The organism is Alteromonas sp. M12 (assembly GCF_037478005.1).
Lineage (GTDB): Bacteria > Pseudomonadota > Gammaproteobacteria > Enterobacterales > Alteromonadaceae > Aliiglaciecola > Aliiglaciecola lipolytica_A.
In genome coordinates, this window is the sequence record NZ_CP144164.1 from 381232 (window position 1) to 405797 (window position 24566).

Below are 24566 nucleotides of genomic sequence, written 5' to 3' on the forward strand. Positions count from 1 at the left end.
TCAAGCTATGCAGCTCAGCTTTTAACGTTTTCAGGCTGAACCACAGTACCGTAATATTCACCTGAATAATAATGATCACCGTAGTAACTCATCTTCTGAGGTTCGGCTACTGTCAACACTGCGCCTATAACGTTGGCATGTAGCTTCTGCAAACGTTTAACCGCTTCTTTAGAGACTTTAATTTTAGTCTCTTCTGCTCGTACTGCGACTATCACACCATCAACTTTAGTCCCCACAATGCAGGCATCACTTACCGGTAAAGTAGGGGGGCCATCTAATATAATGTGATCGAAGTGGGTTTTTAACGACTGCAAGGCTTTAGCAAACTTTTCTGAAGACAACAGTTCAATGGGGTTGTGTGGAATAGTCCCGCAAGGCATCACATTAAACTGTTTATTGTCTGTTGGGTTTACAATGCAATCTGCGAAGTTTACCGTGCCTGCTAAAAGATCCGTTAAACCATGACGAGATTGAATTTTAAGGTTTTTTGCAATGCTCGGCTTACGTAAATCGACTTCTAACAACAGCGTTTTGCCAATTTGGCTATAGGCCGCCGCTAAGTTCATTGCTAAAGTGGATTTACCCTCTGCACCCGTTGCCGAGGTCACTAACAAGGTTTTAGGCGGATTATCGATATTCGAAAACTGCAATCCGGTACGGATACTGTTAATACTCTCAGCAAAAACAGAGCGGGTATCTTCTGAGTATTCCATCTCTGGAATAGTGTGAGTATCTTTTTTCTTCAAGGCCATGGTAATGCCCAGCGCTGGAATATTTAGATTTTCTTCCAGTGCATCTGGTGTTCGATAAGTGTTGTGTAGTGCCTCTTTTACAAAGGCTAATACCACCCCAAAAAACACGCCTATAAACACTGACAATGCCACAATCAATTTGACGTTAGGTTTAATTGGCGAGGTCGGAACCGTCGCTGTATCAATTACTTGTACATTAGATGCAGTAAAGTCACCGCGAATATTGGTTTCCATCAAGCGATTAATAAATGACTCATAGATACGGCGGTTATTCTCCACTTCACGTTCCAAGGAAGTAAGAGTGAAGTTTGAACCTTGTAATGATTGTATTTCATCTTTTTCATTGCTAATTAACCGTTGAATATTGTTAACTTGTTGGCTCGCTAGTCGGTAATCACTTTCAATGCGATCAACAATTTTAGCAATTTCGCGAGATAAACTATCGCGCACACTTTTCAGTTCAGTACGGGCTGAAATCATTTTAGGGTGTTTTTCTTTATAACGCTCAAACAGCTCATCAACTTTACTTTGCAATCTGGCTTCTTCTTTCACCAAGTCACTAGCGGTTTTATTTTGTAACACAGGCCCTAGTGAATAAAATGCTTTGGAATCAGGTTTTACACCTTCCACCTGTCTATATAACTCTTCTGCAGTACTGAGTTCAGTTTGTGCACTGATTAACTGACTATTTAACGATTGTAAGCGCGAGTTTGAATCCCGCTGTTGCAAGGAGCTATCGACAATGCCTTGCTGCATTCTGAATTGACGTAGTTTTTCTTCAGAGGCGCTTAACTGCGCTTTTAGCTCTGATGATTGTTCCGACAGCCATTTTTCAGTATTTTTCACATCACCCAAGCGGGACTCTAAACCAAACTGAATATAAGCCTCACCCAAAGCATTAATAATATCGGTAGCTAACTGTGGATCATCCGACTGATAACTAATATTGATAATTTGGCTTTGTTTACCACCACTCACCTTTAGCCCCGCTTGAATGTCTGCAGCCAACATTACTTTAATCTCGTGGTCAGAGCGTTTTTTAGCAGGAGCGGCACTCTCATCCTTGCCAAAAAGTGCAACGATTTCTTGTTTTATTTCAGTAATGGTGGCCGATAATCCACTGGCTTTTTTGCCTTTATTTGCTAGTTGTTCTTTTTTGTATTTTTCTACCAGATCAAGTTTGTCGACAACGGTTTCGGCAATGGCTCTAGATTGTAAGATTTCATACTGAGTTTCATAAAACAAAAATACTAAGGCCGAAGCTATATATTGCTCTTCTCTTGCAGCATTAGGTTGCTGGGGATCTGCGAGTATTTTTGAGCTAGCTTGATAAATGGGCGTTGCGGTAGCCGCAATATAACCACCAATTAACAGACATACCATAGTCACTGCAGCAATTAACCATTTGGCCCGTTTAATGGTGCGCCAATACTGGCTCAAGTCTAACGTCTCTTCGGCGCTGTCGTTAGTTAAAGTGGGGTTCAAGCCTTGTTGTGATGTCATTTTTTCACTGTTCCATTTCTATTGCGCTTATTTTGCGCTACCTATTATCTTTGCTACATTCAAAACACTACTATTGTTACTACTGCTCATAGGTCTAATGGCCGCTGAGCTTTAACATATAGTGCTTAGAAAAAGCTTTCTTCCACTGTAATTACATCGCCCGGTTTAACCGTGGCATTTAAATCGACTTTTTTTCGTTCGCTATTTTGGGCTTGGTTTAACAAGTAAATATTGCTTTTTGAAGCACGCTCAGTAAACCCGCCCGCAATAGTTACTGCAATTTGTACCGTCATCTTGGTTCTAAACGGGTAGCTTCCTGGTTTTTTCACTTCACCATTAATATAAAAAGGGCGATATTCAGCGATGCTCACAGATACGCTGGGCTTTTTCAGGTAGTCGTCACCAAATAGCTTAGTCAACAAGGCTTCCACTTCAGGTACGGTTTTGCCTTGCACTACTACTTGGCCCAACAGTGGCACAGATATAGTCCCTTCATCGGTTATTTGCGCTTCTTTTAGGCCTAATTCTGGCTCATCAAATACCGTGACAGATATGGAATCACCGGTTGATAATCGATAGGTAGTGTCGGTGTCACTTGTATTTTCAACGCTTTGTGCAAACACATTTACACTAAGCCCAGTCCATAAAATGCCAATGAACAAAAGAATACGTTTTTTCACTTAATAGTTCCTTTTCAAAATCTGTAAATTGACTAATCGATTAACCAGTCAATACCTAACATATAAATATTTGAGTCATAATCATAAAGTGCAAGTTCAGAGCTACGCTTTCTATGAGAGTAATCAATATAAATTTCTAAACTGCGTTTTAATGCATAAGTGTATTTAGTTTCGATGGCGCTAATAGTATCTTTTCTAGAGAAAGTGCTTCCTAAATCATCTTCACGATAAAGGTAACTAAAGCTTATTTCACTTTTTGCGCTAAAATTATGCTCTAACCCAATGGAATAAGTTTCGCTGACGAAACTGGGTAAGCCTTGTACTGCACTTTCTCGGGTGGAGCGATCAGCTCCTAACGTGATTGTGGAGTATGTGTTGGGTTTCCAAACCATATCTAAATAATAAGCTAGGCCGGATATATCATCATAAAACTCATTGTCGTAATCTATATCTTGATAACCTACTTTGAATATTCCAGTGGTTTGCGCTGTTGCTGTCCACTCCGCCCCCATTAAAAATCGATTCTGGCTTGCTGAAACATCAAATGTCTCGGTATTTATATAGCTTAAATCATCTATACTTGCTTCTAACAACAATCGGGTTTTTGGGGCTAATCGATAATAAAATGTCCCAGTAATTCGATTGACATCGTAATCACGGAAGAATTGTTCATTATTGTCGTATCTGCGTTTGTCTATATCGTAAGCTATTCTTATCTGACCAATACTCTTTCGCGTTCCGTAAGTCCCTGAGGTTTTTAATGAGGAAGACGATACCTCAGTAAATTCGTCTAACACGCTGGTTTCAGCATTAGTTGTGCCAGGCTCTTCTATTTTATTTGAGTAGCCCAAGGTTAATTCTGATGTGAACTTAGAAGTGTGTTTATACTGACCTTTCAATGATGCCTCATGTTCGGCATAACTTAGGTCGCTCAAATCATTATATTGACGATAATTGCCCTTATATTGTGCATCGAGTTGCACAGACTCATAAAGCTCGGTCAATTTTAGTGCAGGGGCAAGTTGTAAAAATTGGTCGGATAGTTCTTCTGAGCTTCGGAAAATATTGTCATCTTGTCCGAGGCTAGCACCTATAACGGCCGAAAATCCTTCATGTTGCTGTGCATTAGCAGAATTGAAGTACGCCAACGCAATAAGCATCAAAATAAGCTTGAGGAATGGTCTCTGTAAATGAGAGATCATATTATTTAAGTTAATCATACAGCTCTTTCCATAAACTCCGGTCTTCCTCTCATCGGCCGTAAAACGTGCTTTTAGAGAGAATTCCTGCATCACCACAACTAAGCAAGTCGATTAACGCATAATTGCTGGGGAAAATAGCAAACCTCGACGCAAAAATATAGATTAATTGGTAATTAAATTTTTGTGACTTAATCCACATTATTGTTCGTTCAGTGGGCAATCCACCCTTAAGTCGTACAAAGGATATGCACATTCCGCACCAAAGCTATTTCTTTTTGTTGGTAGCATTCTTTATTCGCTGGGTTTATTATACTGGAGATACTTCATTTAGGTTTATTCATGGTTAAACAACTTGTTACCGCGTTAATGATAATCGCCTTGCTTTTCAGCCAAGGGGTTTCTGCGTTGGTGGCGGTTTGTGACATGGAAAATATGCCAAAAATGAATCATATTGCTAATGTCTCTGATTCTATTATGGTGCAACAACAGGATTCCCATCGTGGAATGCAGCATGGTAGTGATGAAGGTGAGCTAGGTGAGCCGATTCCGATTTTAGATGAAACCCAGTATCACAGCATGCAATCAAGCCAAGATTGCTGCAACCAAACCTGCGATTGCGAACACGGCACTGCGTTTTCAGCAGCGTTGGTAGTGGCCAATCCATTTCCAGATTCGCTGATAAATCATACCGATGTTATCGCCGAGCAATTCAGGGCCCTCGACGCCCACACCTCAAATTTAATCAAACCCCCGATTATTTAATACCCCAAAATAGATCCGCCGTTTTTTCGTCGCACGGGATTTACCGTACGCCCGTGTAGCATGGCCTTTAGGCCATGGATCCGCAGGAGCCGGATTTTATCGTCCTGTAGCATGGCCTTAAGGCCATGGGGAAAAACCATGGATACGAACGTCTAGGTTTTTATCGTTTTCGCGGGGCCCGTAGCATGGCCTTTAGGCCATGGAGAAAACCCCATGGATGCGAATGTGTGGATTTTTATTATTTTCGCGGGCCCCGTAGCATGGCCTTTAGGCCATGGAAAAACCCCATGGATACGAACGTGTGGATTTTTATCATTTTCGCGGGGCCCGTAGCATGGCCTTTAGGCCATGGAAAAACCCATGGATACCAATGTGTGGATTTTTATTATTTTCGCGGGGCCCTGTAGCATGGCCTTTAGGCCATGGAATAACCCCATGGATGCGAATGTGTAGGTTTTTATTATTTTCGTGGGGCCCGTAGCATGGCCTTTAGGCCATGGGGAAAAACCATGGATACGAACGTTTAGGTTTTTATTATTTTCGCGGGGCCCCGTAGCATGGCCTTTAGGCCATGGAGAAAACCCCATGGATACGAATGTGTGGATTTTTATTATTTTCGCGGGGCTAAAGCACCCGCCTACAGGTTGGGATTTGCGATTTGTTTCGCGGGGCTAAAGCACCCGCCTACAGGTTGGGGTTTACGATTTGTTTCGCGGGGCTAAAGCACCCGCCTACAGGTTTGGATTTGCGATTTGTTTCGCGGCTAAAGCAACCGCCTACAGGTTTTGGAATTACATTATGAATAGAGTTTTGACATGTTTAAGCTTAATTATCTAACCCAGATTTTAATTGCAGGTGCTTTTATGTTTGCGCTGCCTGCGGCTCAGGCTAATCTTGAGGCTGCCGAACGGCAACTGACCTTGCATGATGCGGTGCAGTTGGCCATCGATAATGATCCTTGGCAAAGCGGCAATCAATTAAAGCGTCAGGCTTTGGAGTCGCAAAGCTATGCGGCTGATACTTTGCCCGATCCGGTTTTATCTATGGGCTTGCTGAATTTGCCAACCAACGGATTCGCATTCGATCAAGAGGCGATGACGCAGCTTAAAGTGGGTATTGCGCAACAATTTCCTCGTGGTGATAGTCGTGGTATTCGCAAACGTCAGCTTCAGCAACTAGCGGCTAAACATCCGTTTCTGGCGCAAGATCGCTCAGCGCAAATCGCGGTGACAGTTTCGCAGTTATGGCTTGATGGTTATGGGGCGCAACAAAGCATTCAATTGCTAAAACAAGAAAGTCGTCTTTTTGAACAATTGGCGCAAACGGTTGAATCTCAGTACGCCTCTGGACAAAAGCGTACTCGCCAAGAAGATGTGATACGCGCCAATCTTGAGCTCGCACGTCTACAAGACCGCTTAACCCAATTACAGAGTGATAAAGAGACAGCCACAGCTGCGCTATATCAATGGATAGCAAATGAGCATTTTGACCAGAGTAATGTCAGCGCTTTCGATTTTGCACTAAATCAGGCGGTCAGCAATCAAGCCGAGACCAATCAAGCCGAGACAGCCATGTTTCCCGCTATGACAGAGTTTGTATCTGCCCCCTTTGATCGGCAACGTTATGGACAGCTCCTTGGCAAACATCCTGCGGTGCTGGCGGTACAGCAAACCATTCTGGCTGGACAGGTTGGAGTTGAACTAGCGCAGCAAAAATATCAGCCGCAATGGGGCGTGAATGCCAGTTATGCCATGCGAGCCGACGATCAGGCGGGGCAAAGCCGTGCGGATTTCTTTTCTGTTGGTGTGTCTGTGGATTTGCCGCTGTTTACCCATCAGCGCCAAGACAAAGCCGTGCAGGCCGCAAAATACCAAGCCGAATCCTTAAAAACTGAAAAACGTCTGTTGTTGCGCAATATGTTGGCGCAACTTGAATCTTTGCTTTCTCAGCGCCAGCGACTTGCAGATAGGTTAGCGAATTATGACACATCCATTTTACCGCAAATGCACGAACAGGCCGAAGCTGAATTGACTGCCTACACCAGTAACAACGGAGATTTTGGGGAAGTGATGCGAGCTCGAATCGCTGAGCTAAATAGCCGCTTAGAGCGCATATTAATCGCCACTAAAAAACAAAAAGTAAATGCTCACTTACAGTATTTTCTTGTACAGGCTAAACCCAGTGACAACCACCAATCAAAACTGGTTTTAGGAGAACAGTAATGAATCAAACTAACAATCAATCCACAAATAGCAAATCGCAATTAACACCAGTACTTTATTTAGTTGCCGGTTTGTTAGGTGGAGCGCTGTTATCGGGGTTGTATTTCAACTTTAGCGGTCACGGTCAATCAGCATCAGCTAAACAGGATACAAATGTTGAAGCAGATGAAGTGCCGCTTTACTGGGTAGCGCCTATGGATCCTAACTTCAAACGTGATCAACCTGGCAAGTCACCCATGGGAATGGATTTAGTGCCAGTATATGCCAACAATAATTCGACGAATAACGATAGCTCAGGCACGGTTTCTATTGCTCCGAACATTGTCAATAATTTAGGAGTGCGCACCGCCAAAGTAGCGTACAGCAGCATGCATGTGCCGATACAAACAATTGGCTATGTTGGTTATAACCAAGATAGATTAATTCATATTCATGCTCGTGCCCAAGGTTGGGTAGATAAACTTTATGTTACCGCCTCTGGCGAGCCGGTGGAAAAAGACCAGCCTTTATACGCCCTTTATTCCCCCGAGCTGGTTAATGCTCAAGAAGAATATTTACTTGCGGTAAATAGAGGTAATAGTGCACTCACCAATGCTGCGCTATCGCGCTTAGTGGCGCTGCAAATGCCCAAACAAGCCATTCAAACACTCAAGCAGACACAAAAAGTACTGCAAACCGTGGAGTTTCGTTCACCCCAAGCTGGAGTGGTGGATAACTTAAATATTCGAGAAGGCTTTTTTGTGAATCCCGAGCGCACCCTGATGTCGATAGCGTCACTTGACGATGTGTGGGTAGAAACTGAGGTTTTTGAGCGTTTGGCAGGGCAAGTGGAAGTTGGATTGCCGGTAACCATGAGTTTGGATTACCTGCCTGGTGAAAGCTGGCAAGGTGTAGTGGATTATATTTATCCTACATTGAATGAACAAACGCGCACCCTTCGTGCCCGATTAAGGTTCAGCAATAGCCAGCGAAAACTCAAACCCAATATGTTTGCCCAAGTGGTGATCCATACCAAACCCAGCGCGCGCAGTTTATGGGTTCCTAGCGAAGCGGTGATCCGCACCCGCGCACAAAACCGCGTAGTGCTCGCGTTAGGCGATGGCCAATTTAAATCCGTAGAGGTAAAACTCGGCACAGTAGCTCATGGACAGGCACAAATTCTCGATGGATTAGAACAGGGCGATACCATCGTCACCTCAGCACAATTCTTACTGGACTCCGAAAGCAGTATCAATTCAGACTTTTCACGAATGACGGCACTCTCGAATAAACAAGAAGCAGATAAACAAGACAGCCATGCAAACCACGAGAGCATGGACCACAGCAACATGGATCACGGCAACATGGACAGCCACGATATGTCGGGCATGGATAAACAGGACAGCCATGCTAATCACGAGAGCATGGACCACAGCAACATGAACCACGGCAACATGGACAGTCATGATATGTCGAGCATGGATAAACAGGACAGCCATGCTAACCACGAGAGCATGGACCACAGCAACATGGATCACGGCAACATGGACCACAGCAACATGGACAGTCATGATATGTCGGGCATGGATAAACAGGACAGCCATGCTAATCACGAGAGCATGGACCACAGCAACATGGACCACGGCAACATGGACAGCCATGATATGTCGGGCATGGATAAACAGGACAGCCATGCTAATCACGAGAGCATGGACCACAGCAACATGAACCACGGCAACATGGACAGTCATGATATGTCGAGCATGGATAAACAGGACAGCCATGCTAACCACGAGAGCATGGACCACAGCAATATGAACCACGGCAACATGGACAGCCATGATATGTCGGGCATGGATAGACAGGATAAACAGGACAGCCATGCTAACCACGAGAGCATGGACCATAGCAACATGGACCACGGCAACATGGACAGTCATGATATGTCGAGCATGGATAAACAGGACAGCCACGCTAATCACGAGGGCATGGACCACAGCAACATGAACCAAGGCAACATGGACAGGCATGATATGACGGGCATGGATAAACAGGACAGCCATGCTAACCACGCTGAAAAGCATCAGGGGATGCAGCATGATTGAGAAGCTAATTCATTGGTCCATTCACAATCGATTTTTTGTGTTGTTATGCACTGCAATGATGATTGGGGTGGGTGTCTATAGTGTGAAAAATACGCCTGTAGATGCCATTCCCGATTTGTCTGATGTACAGGTTATCATCAAAACCAGTTATCCAGGACAGTCACCTCAGGTGGTCGAAGACCAAGTCACTTATCCCATCACCACGGCCATGCTGTCGGTCCCTGGGGCGCAAACCGTGCGCGGTTTCTCATTTTTTGGTGATTCTTATGTGTATGTGATTTTTGACGACAAAACTGATCTTTATTGGGCTCGCAGTCGGGTTCTTGAATATCTATCGCAGGTTTCTTCGCGCCTTCCTGATTCCGCGAAGCCGCAGCTGGGGCCTGATGCCACTGGTGTGGGCTGGGTGTTTATGTATGCCCTGACAGATAAAAGCGGTCAGCACGACATTAGCCAGTTGCGTTCGTTACAGGATTGGTTTTTGAAATTTGAGCTGCAAACTGTGCCAGGTATTGCTGAAATTGCCACTATTGGCGGCATGGTAAAACAGTATCAGGTGAATATTGACCCCGACAAGTTGCGTGCTTACAACATTCCCCTTAGTCATATTCAAAACGCCATTCGCCAAGGCAATCAAGAGGTGGGGGCGTCGGTGATTGAAATGGCCGAAGCCGAATATATGGTGACAGCCACTGGTTACTTAACTGGCATTGCCGATTTAGAATCGATTCCCCTAGGATTAAACGATAAAGGCACTGCGCTGCAATTGCGCGATGTAGCTGATATTCGGTTAGGACCACAAATGCGCCGGGGGATTGCCGAGCTAAATGGCCAAGGTGAAGTTGTTGGGGGCGTGGCGGTGATGCGCTTTGGTGAAAATGCACAAAAAACCATTGATTCCCTCAAGGCTAAATTGGCCGCTCTGCAATCTAGCTTACCCGATGGGGTAGAGGTGGTGACGGTTTACGATAGGTCGGAACTGATCAACCGAGCGGTGGATAATTTATGGAGTAAGTTGGCTCAAGAGCTGATTATTGTGGCTCTGGTGTGTGCGATTTTCTTATTTCATCTGCGCTCTGCCATTGTGGCGGTAGTGAGTTTGCCGATGGGGATTTTGATTGCATTTGCGGTGATGTATTGGCAGGGAATTAATGCCAATATCATGTCGTTAGGGGGAATAGCCATTGCCATTGGGGCCATGACCGACGGTGCAATTGTGATGATTGAAAATCTGCATAAGCACATGGAAAAAACCCCATTAACTGAGCAAAATCGTTGGCAAATAGTGGCTAAAGCGGCGTCAGAGGTGGGGCCACCACTATTTTTTAGTTTGTTGATCATCACCGTAAGTTTTTTGCCGGTGTTTATTCTAGAAGCACAAGAAGGCCGGATGTTTGCGCCGCTGGCCTATACAAAAACCTACGCCATGGCCGCTTCAGCTGGTTTGGCGGTAACCTTAATTCCGGTGTTAATGGGGTATTTGGTGCGCGGCAAAGTAATCAGTGAAGCTAAAAATCCATTGAATCGATTGTTGATTGCGGTTTACACCCCTGTACTTAAATTAGTCCTGCTGTTCCCTAAACTGACTTTGCTTGGGGCGTTTGTGTTGGCAGTTGTTGGTTTTTATCCACTGAGCAAAATAGGGACTGAATTTATTCCCCCTTTTGATGAAGGGGATTTGATGTATATGCCTACCACGTACGCGGGGTTATCTATTGGTAAAGCGCGCGAGATATTGCAACAAACCGATAAGTTAATTGCCACCATTCCCGAGGTGAAAAGCGTGTTTGGCAAAATCGGCCGAGCTGAGACAGCCACAGATCCAGCGCCGCTCACCATGATCGAAACTGTCATTCAATTAAAACCCCAATCCCAATGGCGAGAGGGGTTGAGTATTGATGATTTGCGCGAGGAACTTGATCAGGTAGTGCAGTTGCCGGGCTTAACCAACGCTTGGGTAATGCCGATTCAAACCCGAATTGATATGTTGGCAACGGGAATTAAAACCCCCGTGGGTATTAAGGTAGCAGGGCCAGATATCAAAGTCATTCAGCGTATTGGTCAGGATATCGAAAGAATCCTTTCTACCATGGACGGCACGGCTTCGGTTTATGCTGAGCGTGTGGCTGGTGGACGTTACATCAAGGTGGATATCAATCGCGAAAAATCAGCCCGTTATGGTCTTAATATCAGTGATGTACAACAAGTGGTAGCTACTGCTATCGGTGGAATGAACATTACCCAAACTGTTGAGGGCTTGGAACGTTATCCGGTGAATGTGCGTTACCCACAATCTTACCGCGATTCGCCAGAAGCCTTGCAATTGCTACCCATAGTGACACCCAATGGCCAACGAATTGCGCTGGCTGATGTCGCCCAAGTGTATATCGAAGAAGGTCCGCCGGGGATTAAGAGTGAGAATGCGCGGATCAACGGTTGGACCTACATTGATATTGAGAATATTGATGTGGGCAGCTATGTGGAAAACGCCAAAGTACGCTTAGCAGAAAATTTGGATTTACCTACAGGTTACAGTCTGCAATGGGCAGGACAGTATGAATATATGCAGCGTGCTACCCAAAAGCTCAGTTATGTTGTGCCTTTAACGCTGGCAATTATTGTGCTTCTGCTATACATGAACTTCCGAAATGTTGTGGAAGTCATCATCATCATGGGCACCTTACCGCTGGCGTTAATTGGTGGAATTTGGTTGCTTTACCTTGAAGGCTTTAATTTATCGGTGGCTGTTGGTGTCGGCTTTATCGCTTTGGCCGGCGTGGCCGTGGAAATAGGGGTGATCATGTTGGTTTATCTGAATCAGGCTTTTCAGGTTTTACTGGACAGGCATGAAAACGCTAACGTGGACAGGCATGTTAATGAACCCTCGACTGATGCGGTGCCTGTTACCAAAAGTGCGTTAATTGAAGCCATTTTAGACGGCGCTGGAAAACGAGTAAGACCAGTGATTATGACGGTTGCAACAGTGATGATTGGATTGTTGCCCGTCATGTATGGCACAGGTACAGGTTCCGAGGTAATGAGCCGTATCGCAGCACCCATGGTAGGTGGCATGGCAAGTGCATTGATCTTGTCATTGTTGGTCGTGCCCGTGGTGTTCTATTTATGGCGAAAACAGCAATTAAAACTGTAGCATCGCCTTCAGGCCATGGATTCGCGGGAGTTGGAATCTATCGCCCGTAGCATGGCCTTCAGGCCATGGAAAAACCATGGGAAAACCCATGGCAACCCGCGGGGCTAAAGCACCCGCCTACAGGTGCGGGAGGTAATCTCTCTTGTAGCATGGCCTTCAGGCCATGGAACCCCCCAATGGAGGAACCGCCGATGTTGGGATGGTTTACCGTTTCACGGGGCTAAAGCACCCGCCTACAGGTGGGGGAGGTAATTTCTCTTGTAGCATGGCCTTCAGGCCATGGAAAAACCATGGGAAAACCCATGGCAATCCGCGGGGCTAAAGCACCCGCCTACAGGTGGAGGAGGTAATCTCTCTTGTAGCATGGCCTTTAGGCCATGGAAAAACCATGGGAAAACCCATGGCAATCCGCGGGGCTAAAGCACCCGCCTACAGGTGGAGGAGGTAATCTCTCTTGTAGCATGGCCTTTAGGCCATGGAAACGCGGGAGTTGGAATCTATCGCCCGTAGCATGGCCTTCAGGCCATGGAATACGCTATGGAGGAACCGCCGATGTTGGGATGGTTTACCATTTCACGGGGCTAAAGCGCCCGCCTACAGGTAGATGTTCTGTTGTAGCATGGCCTTTAGGCCATGGAACCCTCCAATGGAGGAACCGCCGATGTTGGGATGGTTTACCGTTTCGCGGGGCTAAAGCGCCCGCCTACAGGTAGATGTTCTGTTGTAGCATGGCCTTTAGGCCATGGGAAATCCCAGTGGAACCGCCGATGTTGGGATGGTTTACCATTTCACGGGGCTAAAGCGCCCGCCTACAGGTAGATGTTCTGTTGTAGCATGGCCTTTAGGCCATGGAACCCTCCAATGGAGGAACCGCCGATGTTGGGATGGTTTACCGTTTCGCGGGGCTAAAGCGCCCGCCTACAGGTAGATGTTCTGTTGTAGCATGGCCTTCAGGCCATGGATCCGCAGAAGCCGGATGTTAACGTCCTTGTAGCATGGCCTTTAGGCCATGGAACGCGGGCCATGGATTGCGGGGCCATGGGTTTGGCATTGGCGAGGACAAAACAAAAAAGGGGCGTTTGCCCCTTGGTATTCGATGATTGTTTCGCGGTTTATTTTGTTTGTTGTTTGCGAGCTGCTAACAAACCAGCGATACCGAAAAACAATAAAAATAATGCAGATGGTTCAGAAACTTGCTGAACTTCTGCAATCGCTACTTCAAGGTTGTAGCTGTATTCTGTGAATGTATCGAAGAAACCTTCGTTACCACCAACAGCTAAAGTATAAGAACCCGCTTCTAATACTAGGCCTGTTAAGCTTCCGCCTAAGCCAGGTACAAACGGACTATTTCCATCTACAAACACTAAATTGCTGAAGAAATCAGTAAAATCTGAGTTATTTGAAAATGGAATAGCGAAGTCGTTAGCTATCGTTCCTTGATATAAGCTCAAACCCATAGTGATCAATGAATCAGCAGTGGCAGAGAAAGTCGATTGTGCTGCAACATCGAAAGTGATGAAGTCGATGGCGTCACCAAAAGTATCTTCGTTTAACCAACCGCTATCGCCAACAACTGAGTCAGCGATTAAGCCGTCACTCGGTAAAGAAATAATTGAAGCAGAAGCTGATGCGCTGCATAACAATACTAGGGCAGCTAGCATTGGAGTAAATATACGTTTCATAGTCTTTCCTAATTTGAAGAAGGCACCTGCGAAGTATTTCGAGGTGCCATTTATTATTGTTTTAGATTAAAGTGCGCCGTTTTCCCAAGGACCTGTGATTGCGAAAGTCACACCTGGAGATTGCACGTTTACGAATAACCAACGACCAAAGAAACATGCGCCAGCCATTTCTCGGCTAGTGAAGCTGCGTCTGTTGCTACCGTCTGTTGAGTCACCTACTGAGTCCCAGAAGTTAGCTGCTGTACCCGGATAAATTGAATCGATGTGGGCTAAATCGCCTTGGTCCAAAGACACGTTGTTTTCAACGAATGGGAAGGTTTCACCTGATAGGGTTAAACCGATAAGACGTTTAGGGTTAGAGCTTCCATCTTCACACATCAAGATGTTTCCACGTGGGCTAACAGCGATGTTATCTGGCGCGTTAACTTCATTCACAGCGTCTGAAGATTCAAAAATAATGGTTAGTGTTTCTTTACGAGGATCGTAGCAGAAGATTTGGCCAAGATTTGCAGCGCCGCCTGAAGTAGACACGAAGTAAATTTTGCCATCGTCATACCAGCAGCCTTCGCCACGCTCAATGATTGCCGCGTCAGAAGCTTGGTTGTAACATCTTTCGGTAGTTGCATCTGGATCAGCAATTTCTTGCCAAGTCACATCCCAAACTGTTCCTACAACTAAACCGCCACGCAAATCTACGCGAGACTCACCGTTTAAAACCATAGCGAACAAGCTACCGCCAGATTTTAAGTCGCCCCATTCGCCTGCAGGTACAAATTTGTAGAATGCAGATGAGCCAGCGTCTTCAGTTTCATACACATAGCCAGTAGCCGGATCAACAGCTGCAGCTTCGTGAGAGAAACGACCCATTTCGCGAATTGGTTGGCCATCAGAAATACCAAATCCAGGTACTTCGAATACATAACCGTGGTTTTCACCTTGTGGACCTTGATTCCAGGTGTGGAACGTTTCTTCACAAGACAACCAAGTACCCCAAGGCGTGCTTCCGCCAGCACAGTTTCTGATCGTGCCGCCTAAGCTGTTATAGGAAGATAAAAATTCACCTTTGACGATATCAAACATAAGATTAGTTGTGCCGCCGTTTTGGGCTGGGTTATACACGCCACGACCACCGCGAGGTGATGCTGGAGAACCTTCGCCTTCTGAACATTCGTGGTTACGCACAAGTGCAATGATGTTGCCTTTTACTGCCGCAATACCCATACCATCGTGATCAGTAGGAGTAGGTAAAAGATCTGCTTGTGTTTGACCTGTCCAGCCGTAAGAGGTGTACTCAAAACCTTCTGGTAAAGAAAGTAAGTTTAGACCAGTTGCTTTGTCAGCTGTTGGTACTAATGGACCATATGAGCTGGTAAAAGGTAAAGACGCAGCTTGTGCTTTACTAGAAACCGCTGCAAAAGCAGTACTTGCTGCGGCAATAGAGCCACCTTTTAACACTTGACGGCGGCTAAAAGCAGGTTCAATTTTATCATTATTTTGTGGTATTAAATCTTGTTCTGACATGTTGTCTCCGGTCCTTTATTAGTGGTTTGGCGATAGTTGAATTCTGTTTTAGAAAACAACCTGCTGACAACTAATCTACCGACCTTAAATGACAGTTTAGGATCTGTTTTTTTACGCTTTTTTAAACTTTTAATGACACAAATATTGCTTTTTTATTAATCAGTTAGGTGGACTGGTCCATTTGCTTGCGAAGTATTTGTTGTTTGTCTGATTGGGTCCAATTTATCAGTACAATCGACAATTCGTACAAGGCTAAAATAGGCACGCCTAAGGCTATCTGCGAAATTAAATCTGGAGGTGTAATTAACGCGGCAATGAAAAATACCGCGACTACGGCGTGCTTTCGGTAGTCTTTTAGGGTTTGCCCATCAATCACTCCTGCTTTGGCTAAAACCAGCAGTAAAACTGGTAATTCGAAACACAGCCCAAAGGCTAAGATTAAGCGGATCACCAATGCTAGGTATTCACTCATTTTAGCTTCCAGTTCAACATTGATAGTGGCGTTTTGCCCGCTTGATTCAAAGCTTATGAAAAACTCCCAAGCTAATGGCATCACCACATAAAAGGCTAGGGCTGCGCCCATTACAAACAAAATTGGGGTGGCTATAAACAGTGGTGAGAGAGCCTTTTGTTCGTTTTTATACATGCCCGGGGCAATGAACTTCCAGACTTGAATTAAGGTGATGGGTAAAGTACAAAAAGTGGCACTAAAGAAGGCAAGTTTAATATAGGTAAAAAACGCTTCATGTAAGCCGGTGTAGATCATTCTTCTGCCGCTGTCCGGCCCGAAAATTTGGTACAAAGGTTGTTGTAAAAAGCTGTAAATTTGTTCTGCAAAAAAGTAAGAAACACCAAACATTAAAGCAAAAAACGCAAAACAGAAGAGTAGGCGTCTGCGCAATTCTATTAAGTGAGTCAGCAGTGGCGCTTTATTTTCAGTGTGGCTTTTGTTTGCCCCATCGTTATTTAAATGACTGTCGTTTGGTTGAGATTGTTTCATTGCGCCTGTTCCTGTTTTGTGGGAGTGGCGTTTTGCTCTAGTTGCGTCGTTTGATGCTGCTCGATTTCAGCTTTTTTGTTTGCTATTTGCTGTTCACGGTTACTGTGATATTCGGCGTGTTGCGAGCCGGGTATGAAATCATCGGGCAAGTTGCGTATCTCGTCTGGTAATAGTTGCTTCCAGTTTGTTGACTCCGGCGTAGTGCCTTCAACTATGCGTATTTCATTTTCAAGTTGTTTAAAGCCGCCTTTAACGTCATTGATAGTGCGTTTTGCTTTGGTCACAAACTGATTAATCATTTTGAACATTTTTGGCAGGTCTTTAGGACCAATTACCAATAGTGCGATGGCGGCCACAAAACCAAGTTCTACCCAGCTGAGATCAAACATAAGGTGCTCCAGACAGTGTAATTATTGGTTTTCTAACTTGTCTTTTGGCTGTGACTCAGTCGGTGTTTGAGTCGCTGTTTCGTCGTTTTCGCCAATGCCTTGTTTGAAGCTTTTTATGCCTTGCGCCAAGTCACCCATCAAAGCAGGAATACGGCCTCTGCCGAACAATAAAATGAACAACAACGCCACTAAAACCAATTGCCAAATACTTAAACTCATTTTTACTTTCTCCAATTAACGAAGATAAAGCATGCGATTAAAGTATGACTAAGCTGTGACGAAATTATGAAATTTAAAAGTAAGTAGCAGGTTACGGCCCGTAGCATGGCCTTAGGCCATGGATCCGCAGAAGCCGGATTTAATTGCCCTGTAGCATGGCCTTTAGGCCATGGATCCGCAGAAGCCGGATTTAATTGCCCTGTAGCATGGCCTTTAGGCCATGGATCCGCAGAAGCCAGATTTTATCGCCCTTGTAGCATGGCCTTCAGGCCATGGCATATTTTACATTTTCGCGGGGTTAAAACACCCGCCTACGGGGGGAATACAATACATCACGGTAAACGCGGGTTGTAGCATGGCCTTTAGGCCATGGATCCGCAGGAGACGAAGGTTATCTCTTGTAGCATGGCCTTCAGGCCATGGAATATTGAACATTTTCGCGGGGTTAAAACACCCGCCTACAGGGGGAATACAATACATCAAGGTAAACGCGAGTTGTAGCATGGCCTTCAGGCCATGGATCCGCAGGAGACGAAGGTTATCTCTTGTAGCATGGCCTTTAGGCCATGGATCCGCGGGAGCCGAAGGTTATCTCTTGTAGCATGGCCTTCAGGCCATGGAATATTGAACATTTTCGCGGGGTTAAAACACCCGCCTACAGGGGGAATACAATACATCAAGGTAAACGCGGGTTGTAGCATGGCCTTTAGGCCATGGAATATTTTACATTTTCGCGGGGTTAAAACACCCGCCTACAGGGGGAATACAATACATCAAGGTAAACGCGGGTTGTAGCATGGCCTTTAGGCCATGGAATATTTTACATTTTCGCGGGGTTAAAACACCCGCCTACAGGGGGAATACGTCACGGTAAACGCGGGTTGTAGCATGGTCTTTAGGCCATGGATCCGCGGTAGCCGGATTTTATCGCCCTGTAGCATGGCCTTCAGGCCATGGAGAAAGCCCATGGAAAACCCCTATGAATACGCAGGTGTTAGTGAGGCTAAAGCACCCGCCTATGGGGTGCTTTGTTGTGGGGTTGGTTCGGATTTGGATAGGCGTGCTTTGATCCATCTAAACGGTAATCTAATATCTTCCAATATCAGGTACATGCTTGGAATCAGAACCAAGGTCACTATGGTGGCGTACATTACGGCGAAGCCTAGTGCGATGGCCATGGGCACTACCATCCGGGCTTGCATGCTGGTTTCGAACATGATTGGCAATACCCCCACAAAAGTGGTGATCGAGGTTAATGTGATTGCTCTGAAACGAGCACAACCTGCGTCCAGTACTGCTTGTTTTATATGAATGCCTTCTTTGCGTCTGGAATTAATAAAATCTGTCATTAACAATGAATCGTTGATTACTACCCCTGCTGCAGCAATGAGCCCAAAGGTCGACATGGTGCTAAGGTCAACGCCAAAGAAAAAGTGGCCCCATATTGCTCCTGTAAAACTAAATGGAATCACCATCAATATCATAAAGGGCTGCATGTAACTTTTCAGCGGCACGGCCAATAGAATATACATCATGATTAAGCCGGCAATGAAAAACAGTATTTGTTCATTTTGCTGGGCTTGGGTTTCTTCTATCGCACCACCTAATTCGGTTTTCACCGATGGGAAAAATTTCTGCATTTCAGGCAGTAAGTTTTCAGCAATTCTTTCGACTACGGCATTGGGTTCTACCGCTTCTTCGTCGATATTGCCATATACATAAACGCTTCTATAGCCGCCTTCTCTGCGGATGTAACTGATACCGGGCATTTCTTCTAAACTTACCACGTCACCTAACATCACTTCTTTACCAGAAGGTGTGGTGATGACGGCGTATTTTAGTTCGGCAAATCGCTCCCGAGTCAGCCTAGGGTAGCGGACCATAACTCTCACTTCTTCACCATTACGAATGACGCGTTGGGCTTCGCCGCCATAGAAGCTGGCACCCACTTGGTTGGCGATAGATGAAAGATCCAAGCCTAAATCGTAGGCCACTGGTAATAGTGTCATCTGGATTTCTTTACTGGCAGGATCGATAGTTGAGCTAATATCGAATAAGCCTTTTTCTTGTTGCAATAGCTCAATGAATTTTCGTCCAGCGGCATTGAGGGTCTCAATGTCGGGGCCAAATAATAAGTAGCCAAAGTCACCATCACCGCCACCTTCAGCGAAGGGGTCATCTCTAATCGTAAATGACTTCATGCCCGGAATTTCAGGTATTTCCGCACGCCATCTTCTTGCCAATTCAAAGGTATCAAAGGGACGTTGTTCTTCTGGCACTAGTGCAACCATAATCCGACCTTCGGTGCGACCATCGTTAAATGAAAGCGTGTCTCTGACCAAGCCAGAGCCGTATTCATCTATCACGTCGTTCTCCACTTTCTGGACAACTTTTTCGATAAGTTTTAATGCCTCTATGGTCGCTGTATCTGAAACGGTTTCATTCATTTCTATGCGAATACTAGGGAAATCATGTGGTACAGATGGCGATGGAACCATGCGTACAAAGTTGCCGGAAATTAGCCCAACACTGGTCAGCAACAAGGCAATAAAGGTACCAAATACTGCCCAGCGGAAGCGTGTACTGACTTCAATGAAGTTACGGTATGGGCCGTTAACAAAGCCAAAAAATCGGCTATTAAATCTATCTCGCCAACTGCCTGCTTTGATAGGTTTAAAATTGGTATGGGCTAGGTGGGCCGGCAAGATTAATTTTGATTCAACTAAGCTAAAGGCTAAACAAAATATGGCTACACCGGCGATGTTCCACATCATAGTGCCTAAAAACCCACTGCCTTGGGTGAATGGTACGAATACAGCTATGGTGGTCAGTACTCCGAAGGTGGCTGGGGTGGCTACCCGCATTGTACCTCTAACCACATTTTCGACCCCTCCGCCGTGTTTTTCTATTTCGGTATAGGCACTTTCACCTATTACTATGGCGTCATCTACGACTATGCCCAGTACCATAATAAACGCAAACAACGATAGCACGTTGATGCTAATGCCAAACATGCTCATGGTTAAAATAGCGCCCAAGAAACACACGGGCAGACCAATCATTACCCATAATGCAAGCCTGAAACGTAGGAACAGGGTCAACATGAATGCAACTAAAATCGAACCTTGAAACAGGTTGCTGAGCATCATATTTAATCGTTCGGTAACGTATTTGGTCATATCAACTAAGATTTTTAGTTCCAAGCCCTCGGGTAAGGATTTATTGCGTTCTTTAACGTAGGCTTTTACCGATTCTGCCACGGGGATCATGTTTTGATCTTTAGTGGCCTTCACCGACATGTAAATGGCGTTCTGGCCAGAAAAACTAAAGTAGCGTTCGCCTTCGGTGAAACCATCTTGAATAATGGCCACGTCTTCAAGCAAAACTTGGGCGCCGTTGTTGCCTATTTTAATTGGGATACGGCGGAACTCATCCCCTTTATAGAATTGGTTTTCCACCCGCACAGAAATGATGCCGGTGTCGGTGCGTAGTTGGCCGGCCGAATAATTGGCTGAAAAACGCTGAATCGCCAGACGAATATCGTCTAGGGTTATGTTGTATTTGCGTAATTGGTCGGGCTGAATTTCAACCGCAATTTCGTCATCTGGGGCATATAGGTCAACCAAAGACACATTGGATAATTGCAGCAATTCGTTTTCGATATCTTTGGCTAGTGGTTTCAAGTCCTTTAAGCTTGAATCGCCGACAATTGCCATTTCTATGACGTCTTGATTAAATTCTTCTTGATAAACCGTGACCGGTTCCATACCCGCTGGAAACGTGGCGATGCCATCCACACGCAACTTAACTTTGTCGAGCACATCAGATAGTTGCTCATCAGGATCGATTTCTAAGGACACTCGTCCACTGTTTCTAAATGCTCTAGAAACACTACGTTTAATTTCGGTGACATCTTTTAAGGCTTCATCAATCTTAATCAGAATACCTTCTTCAATTTCTTGCGGGGACGCACCAGGGTAATTGGCTTGAATCGAAATAAAGTTTACTTCAATACTGGGGAACATTTGTCTGGGTAGCGAGAAGTACGTGACTGCACCCATGATAGCGATAAAAATCATCAGCAAATTGGCGGCTACTGCGTTATTCGCAAAATAGGCGATTAGTCCCGTCTGTTTGGCTTCATTTGTCATAATATTCGGCCTACTGGTTCGGTTGCTGGGCGACTAAATCGTCATCTTTTGGATCGCTAGACAGGCGTACTTCCATGTTTTTCTGAGGATATTCTGGAATAGTAGTAACAACGCGATCTTGATTGTCTAAACCACTTTTTAATATAAAGTGCGCGCCCTCTTCGCGAATAATCTGCACTGGTTTGGGTTGTAACCTGTTGTCTTTATCAACGACCCACACCGTTTTATTGGTGACCAAGTCTTGTTGTAGGCGGTATACATTTTCTAATACCTGACCGGAAATGTTGACCTCTACATAACTACCAAATTTCAAGGCTGGGACTTGGCTTTTCAAGCCATAAGGGTCATCTATTCTAACCACGATATGGCTCATTCTGGTGGATTGATCGATAACCCCAGTATCACGTTCAATTTTGCCCACACGGGTAAAGGTTTTTGCACCCTTGATAATCACCACTGCATCTTGGTTTTCTAAGTTGGTCGGCAGAAAAGCGCTATCGAATCCAGCAATTGGGAACAAAATCTCCGCCGCTTCGATACTGTTTAAAGTGCCTGCTTGGGTGCCACTGCTTATGTATTCTCCAAGGCCAATGGAGCGTTCGATGACGAGCGCATCATAAGGAGCGGTCACTTCGCAATTGTCTAAATCACGCTGCGCTATTTTCATTCTTGCTTGCGCAGATTTTAGGGCAGCTTGGGCACTCATCACTTGCGGTTTACGTAGGTACAAGTCACTCACTTGACTTGATGGGAAGTTTTTCGCTTCTTGTTTTGCTACTTCGGCGCGGGCTTGTTCTTCAATTAATGCTGCCTGGGCTTGGGTATATTCCGCTTCTGCTTGCAATAGCGCGGCTTCGTAGGTGTCTTTTTCGATGCTAAATAAAACTTCGCCGCGTTTGACTAGTCCACCGGCAACAAATTTAGGGTTCCAGCTGGTCACTTCACCTGATACCTGAGCAGACAAATTAGTACTTTCTAGCGGTGTGACTTCACCAAAACTATGAATCAAAACCTGATAATTCATGGATTCTGCAGGAATAATATTGACCAGAGGTCGAGTATCTACTTTTTCTTCTGCTGATTCTTCTTTACCTGATGCGCCAATTATTATCATAGCGCCAATTCCCAAACCAACTACACCAATAAATAGCAGGGCTCTAATCCATGTATTATTCATACTAACTCACATTTTTATTTTTATACTTTATGGGCATCTGTTTGCTGTACCTGTCGTTTTCAGACCAACACTCACAAATCAACTACTTCACACCTAAGGTCTTCTCAAAACAGCGATTAACCGTTTTGAAGAATGCCTGATTATCTTTCACTGTTTTAAAGGCCGACAATCTTACCTTGTCTAATGGCAATAAAGAAGATTTTACCTTAGCTGATTTGTTAAAATATGTGTCTTAACTTGTAACCTTGGCAACAATCGTTGGTACGCTCGGAATTACCATTGGGTTTAAACACAAAGTAAAGGGCAAAATCGTACTCAGAGAATTTGCAAAAGTAAGGTAGAATTTGTCACTTATTCGAATTGGGAGTGAAAAGGTTGAAACAGTTTATTCTAATGTTGGGTGTTTTGGTGGTCTGTTGGCAAGGTGGCTTAACTGAAAGTGTCGCAGCTGAAAGCAAAAAGGCGGAAGTGTTTAGCTCTGGTCCTGTGATCCATAATTTCGGGAAACACGCAAAAGTGCAAATTGATCAAACTTTTGATAGCGATACTAAATTCAAAGTGGCATTTGACGTGAGTAAAGTCAGTGGCGAGAAGAAGCTTAACCGTCACTTTGGTAGTTTAGCTCGGTTTATCAATATGCTGGTGGCTAACGGCGCAAAGCAAGAAAACATTCAATTGGCTTTGGTAGTACATGGCCGCGCGGGTAACGATTTACTTAATCCAACAGCCTATAAAAAACGTTTTGCTACCGACAACCCTAATCATCCGTTGATCACTGAGCTGTTAAAAAACAATGTTCAAGTGTTCTTATGTGGCCAGTCAGCCGCCTTTGATGAGATTGCCAATCAAGATCTGATAGACGGAGTTCAAATGTCGCTTTCAGCTATGACGGCTCATGCCTTGTTGAATCAGCAAGGGTATTCACTTAATCCATTTTAAACTTTTGCTTTTTAGTTGTTTAAATGTATAAATATTAGCCGGACAAATTTTGTTCGTTAACAAATAGTAAGTAGTGATTGGACGTTTGTGAGTAGTAGAAGTTTTAGTTTAACTGTGAATTCAGCGTATTTGGCAATTTGTATTGCGGTTTGTTTTATTGCACTGAATACACTTAGTGGTTTGATAGTAAGTCCTAACTCAATTTCTAATGTAGAGCAGGTTAGAGATGTTGGGGCTGCGTTAGGGTTGCCAATAATTGGCGCTTTTAGCTACCTTATTTTGCCGTTGATTATTTCAATTGCCTATAAAGAAGTCTTAAAAAATGCGCAAAATTGCGGCTTGTCACTTAACGAGTCGAGCATCATTGCGAATAAAATCAGCCAAATTCCCCGTAAAGTATTCCTATTCAGCCTGATTGCTGGCTTCGTTATTATGTTCAGCTATTTATATAGCGAGCGTCTTTTTTACATAGAAGAATTGGGCTTTGAAGGTAACCTCAAACGTTTTCCTTTGATTTTACAGACATGGTGGATGTGGACAGGTATCTGTTTAGCTATTGCAGTAATTCTGCGTAATACGCACATTATTGATAAGTTCATTGTTGAACATTTAACTGTAGAGCTGTTTCGAAGCCATCACTCTTATCCTTTTTCTAAAGCGGTTTTTTGGAATGCATTGTTCTTTTCTATCGGTCTGTCACTAGTACCATTACTGTGGATTGGCGGGGAACCTCAATTTAAAGACTTTATCATGGCCGGAACGGTCTTTTTAATCCTAATTAACCTGACCTTTTATCCACTGCTGCGAATCAAACAAATAAAAAGTAGTACTTTTGAAACCCTCAAAGCAGCTAATCAATATGAGTGGCATTTTTCGGAGATGACACCCCATGTCAGTTTTGAAAAGTTAACGCCACGTGAACGAGATCTGATTTTAAGTGATACAGAACGCCTACATAACACCCCACCAAAAAAATGGGCAAATGCCTTTCAATTGATAGTACGAGTCACCATATTAATATCTATTCCATTGTTGACTTGGGCTGGCTTTCAACTAATCAACAAATCGCTGTTTTTCGCCTAACGCCAAGTGAGTTAGACCGCAGTGTGAAAGTTGCTTGTCTAAAGTAACA

Annotated in this window: 16 protein-coding genes; 6 read left to right on the forward strand and 10 right to left on the reverse strand. The window is 44.6% G+C overall.

The window, feature by feature from the left end; translation table 11 throughout:
• Positions 1–14: 14 nt before the first annotated feature.
• The 3 genes from VUI23_RS01590 to VUI23_RS01600 all read right to left on the reverse strand — a co-directional run bounded on the left by VUI23_RS01590 (position 15) and on the right by VUI23_RS01600 (position 4155).
• On the reverse strand, positions 15–2255 hold the full coding sequence (locus VUI23_RS01590) for a polysaccharide biosynthesis tyrosine autokinase (protein WP_342806499.1): 2241 nt from the start codon (positions 2253–2255) through the stop codon (positions 15–17).
• A gap of 125 nt (positions 2256–2380) precedes the next feature.
• The gene (locus VUI23_RS01595; protein WP_342806501.1) at positions 2381–2935 is read right to left on the reverse strand and encodes a polysaccharide biosynthesis/export family protein; all 555 of its coding nucleotides are present in this window, start codon (positions 2933–2935) and stop codon (positions 2381–2383) included.
• Positions 2936–2967: 32 nt separating this feature from the next.
• A complete protein-coding gene (locus tag VUI23_RS01600; RefSeq protein WP_342806503.1) occupies positions 2968–4155 on the reverse strand; it encodes an outer membrane beta-barrel protein in 1188 nt (395 codons plus the stop codon).
• Between the two features lie 321 nt (positions 4156–4476).
• Here VUI23_RS01600 and VUI23_RS01605 point away from each other — a divergent pair, with 321 nt between their 5' ends.
• The 4 genes from VUI23_RS01605 (at position 4477) to VUI23_RS01620 (ending at position 12356) form a co-directional block, all read left to right on the forward strand.
• Positions 4477–4899: a hypothetical protein gene (locus VUI23_RS01605; RefSeq protein WP_342806505.1), complete on the forward strand. Its 423-nt coding sequence runs from the start codon at positions 4477–4479 to the stop codon at positions 4897–4899.
• A gap of 815 nt (positions 4900–5714) precedes the next feature.
• Positions 5715–7121, forward strand: coding sequence for a TolC family protein (locus VUI23_RS01610; RefSeq protein WP_342806507.1), 1407 nt, complete (start codon positions 5715–5717; stop codon positions 7119–7121).
• Positions 7121–9205 (forward strand): efflux RND transporter periplasmic adaptor subunit, encoded by a 2085-nt coding sequence (locus VUI23_RS01615; RefSeq protein WP_342806509.1) that lies wholly within the window; start codon positions 7121–7123, stop codon positions 9203–9205. The genes VUI23_RS01610 and VUI23_RS01615 overlap by 1 nt, the downstream gene beginning before the upstream one ends.
• Positions 9198–12356 (forward strand): efflux RND transporter permease subunit, encoded by a 3159-nt coding sequence (locus tag VUI23_RS01620; RefSeq protein ID WP_342806511.1) that lies wholly within the window; start codon positions 9198–9200, stop codon positions 12354–12356. The genes VUI23_RS01615 and VUI23_RS01620 overlap by 8 nt, the downstream gene beginning before the upstream one ends.
• A gap of 1112 nt (positions 12357–13468) precedes the next feature.
• Here the strand turns inward: VUI23_RS01620 and VUI23_RS01625 are convergent.
• The 7 genes from VUI23_RS01625 to VUI23_RS01655 all read right to left on the reverse strand — a co-directional run bounded on the left by VUI23_RS01625 (position 13469) and on the right by VUI23_RS01655 (position 22495).
• Positions 13469–14038 (reverse strand): PEP-CTERM sorting domain-containing protein, encoded by a 570-nt coding sequence (locus VUI23_RS01625; protein WP_342806513.1) that lies wholly within the window; start codon positions 14036–14038, stop codon positions 13469–13471.
• Positions 14039–14104: 66 nt separating this feature from the next.
• On the reverse strand, positions 14105–15559 hold the full coding sequence (locus VUI23_RS01630) for an alkaline phosphatase PhoX (RefSeq protein ID WP_342806515.1): 1455 nt from the start codon (positions 15557–15559) through the stop codon (positions 14105–14107).
• Between the two features lie 163 nt (positions 15560–15722).
• On the reverse strand, positions 15723–16559 hold the full coding sequence (gene tatC / locus VUI23_RS01635) for a twin-arginine translocase subunit TatC (RefSeq protein WP_252729421.1): 837 nt from the start codon (positions 16557–16559) through the stop codon (positions 15723–15725).
• Positions 16556–16948: a preprotein translocase subunit TatB gene (locus tag VUI23_RS01640; RefSeq protein WP_342806517.1), complete on the reverse strand. Its 393-nt coding sequence runs from the start codon at positions 16946–16948 to the stop codon at positions 16556–16558. Before VUI23_RS01640 ends, tatC begins: the two co-directional genes overlap by 4 nt.
• Before the next feature lie 21 nt (positions 16949–16969).
• On the reverse strand, positions 16970–17167 hold the full coding sequence (locus VUI23_RS01645) for a twin-arginine translocase TatA/TatE family subunit (protein ID WP_216050544.1): 198 nt from the start codon (positions 17165–17167) through the stop codon (positions 16970–16972).
• Positions 17168–18183: 1016 nt separating this feature from the next.
• A complete protein-coding gene (locus VUI23_RS01650) occupies positions 18184–21318 on the reverse strand; it encodes an efflux RND transporter permease subunit (protein ID WP_342806519.1) in 3135 nt (1044 codons plus the stop codon).
• Between the two features lie 10 nt (positions 21319–21328).
• Positions 21329–22495: an efflux RND transporter periplasmic adaptor subunit gene (locus VUI23_RS01655; RefSeq protein WP_342806521.1), complete on the reverse strand. Its 1167-nt coding sequence runs from the start codon at positions 22493–22495 to the stop codon at positions 21329–21331.
• A 375-nt stretch (positions 22496–22870) separates the two neighbouring features.
• Between VUI23_RS01655 and VUI23_RS01660 the strand changes: the two genes are divergently transcribed.
• Complete coding sequence (locus VUI23_RS01660) at positions 22871–23434, forward strand: DsrE family protein (RefSeq protein ID WP_342806523.1); 564 nt, start codon at positions 22871–22873, stop codon at positions 23432–23434.
• Between the two features lie 87 nt (positions 23435–23521).
• Positions 23522–24517: a hypothetical protein gene (locus VUI23_RS01665; protein WP_342806525.1), complete on the forward strand. Its 996-nt coding sequence runs from the start codon at positions 23522–23524 to the stop codon at positions 24515–24517.
• Positions 24518–24566: the final 49 nt, after the last annotated feature.

Bases quoted from the DNA above. Each gene is read 5' to 3' on its own strand.
- VUI23_RS01590 (WP_342806499.1), bottom strand. From the start codon at position 2,255: ATGACATCACAACAAGGCTTGAACCCCACTTTAACTAACGACAGCGCC.
- VUI23_RS01600 (WP_342806503.1), bottom strand. From the start codon at position 4,155: ATGATTAACTTAAATAATATGATCTCTCATTTACAGAGACCATTCCTC.
- VUI23_RS01605 (WP_342806505.1), top strand. From the start codon at position 4,477: ATGGTTAAACAACTTGTTACCGCGTTAATGATAATCGCCTTGCTTTTC.
- VUI23_RS01610 (WP_342806507.1), top strand. From the start codon at position 5,715: ATGTTTAAGCTTAATTATCTAACCCAGATTTTAATTGCAGGTGCTTTT.
- VUI23_RS01615 (WP_342806509.1), top strand. From the start codon at position 7,121: ATGAATCAAACTAACAATCAATCCACAAATAGCAAATCGCAATTAACA.
- VUI23_RS01620 (WP_342806511.1), top strand. From the start codon at position 9,198: ATGATTGAGAAGCTAATTCATTGGTCCATTCACAATCGATTTTTTGTG.
- VUI23_RS01625 (WP_342806513.1), bottom strand. From the start codon at position 14,038: ATGAAACGTATATTTACTCCAATGCTAGCTGCCCTAGTATTGTTATGC.
- VUI23_RS01630 (WP_342806515.1), bottom strand. From the start codon at position 15,559: ATGTCAGAACAAGATTTAATACCACAAAATAATGATAAAATTGAACCT.
- tatC (WP_252729421.1), bottom strand. From the start codon at position 16,559: ATGAAACAATCTCAACCAAACGACAGTCATTTAAATAACGATGGGGCA.
- VUI23_RS01640 (WP_342806517.1), bottom strand. From the start codon at position 16,948: ATGTTTGATCTCAGCTGGGTAGAACTTGGTTTTGTGGCCGCCATCGCA.
- VUI23_RS01645 (WP_216050544.1), bottom strand. From the start codon at position 17,167: ATGAGTTTAAGTATTTGGCAATTGGTTTTAGTGGCGTTGTTGTTCATT.
- VUI23_RS01650 (WP_342806519.1), bottom strand. From the start codon at position 21,318: ATGACAAATGAAGCCAAACAGACGGGACTAATCGCCTATTTTGCGAAT.
- VUI23_RS01655 (WP_342806521.1), bottom strand. From the start codon at position 22,495: ATGAATAATACATGGATTAGAGCCCTGCTATTTATTGGTGTAGTTGGT.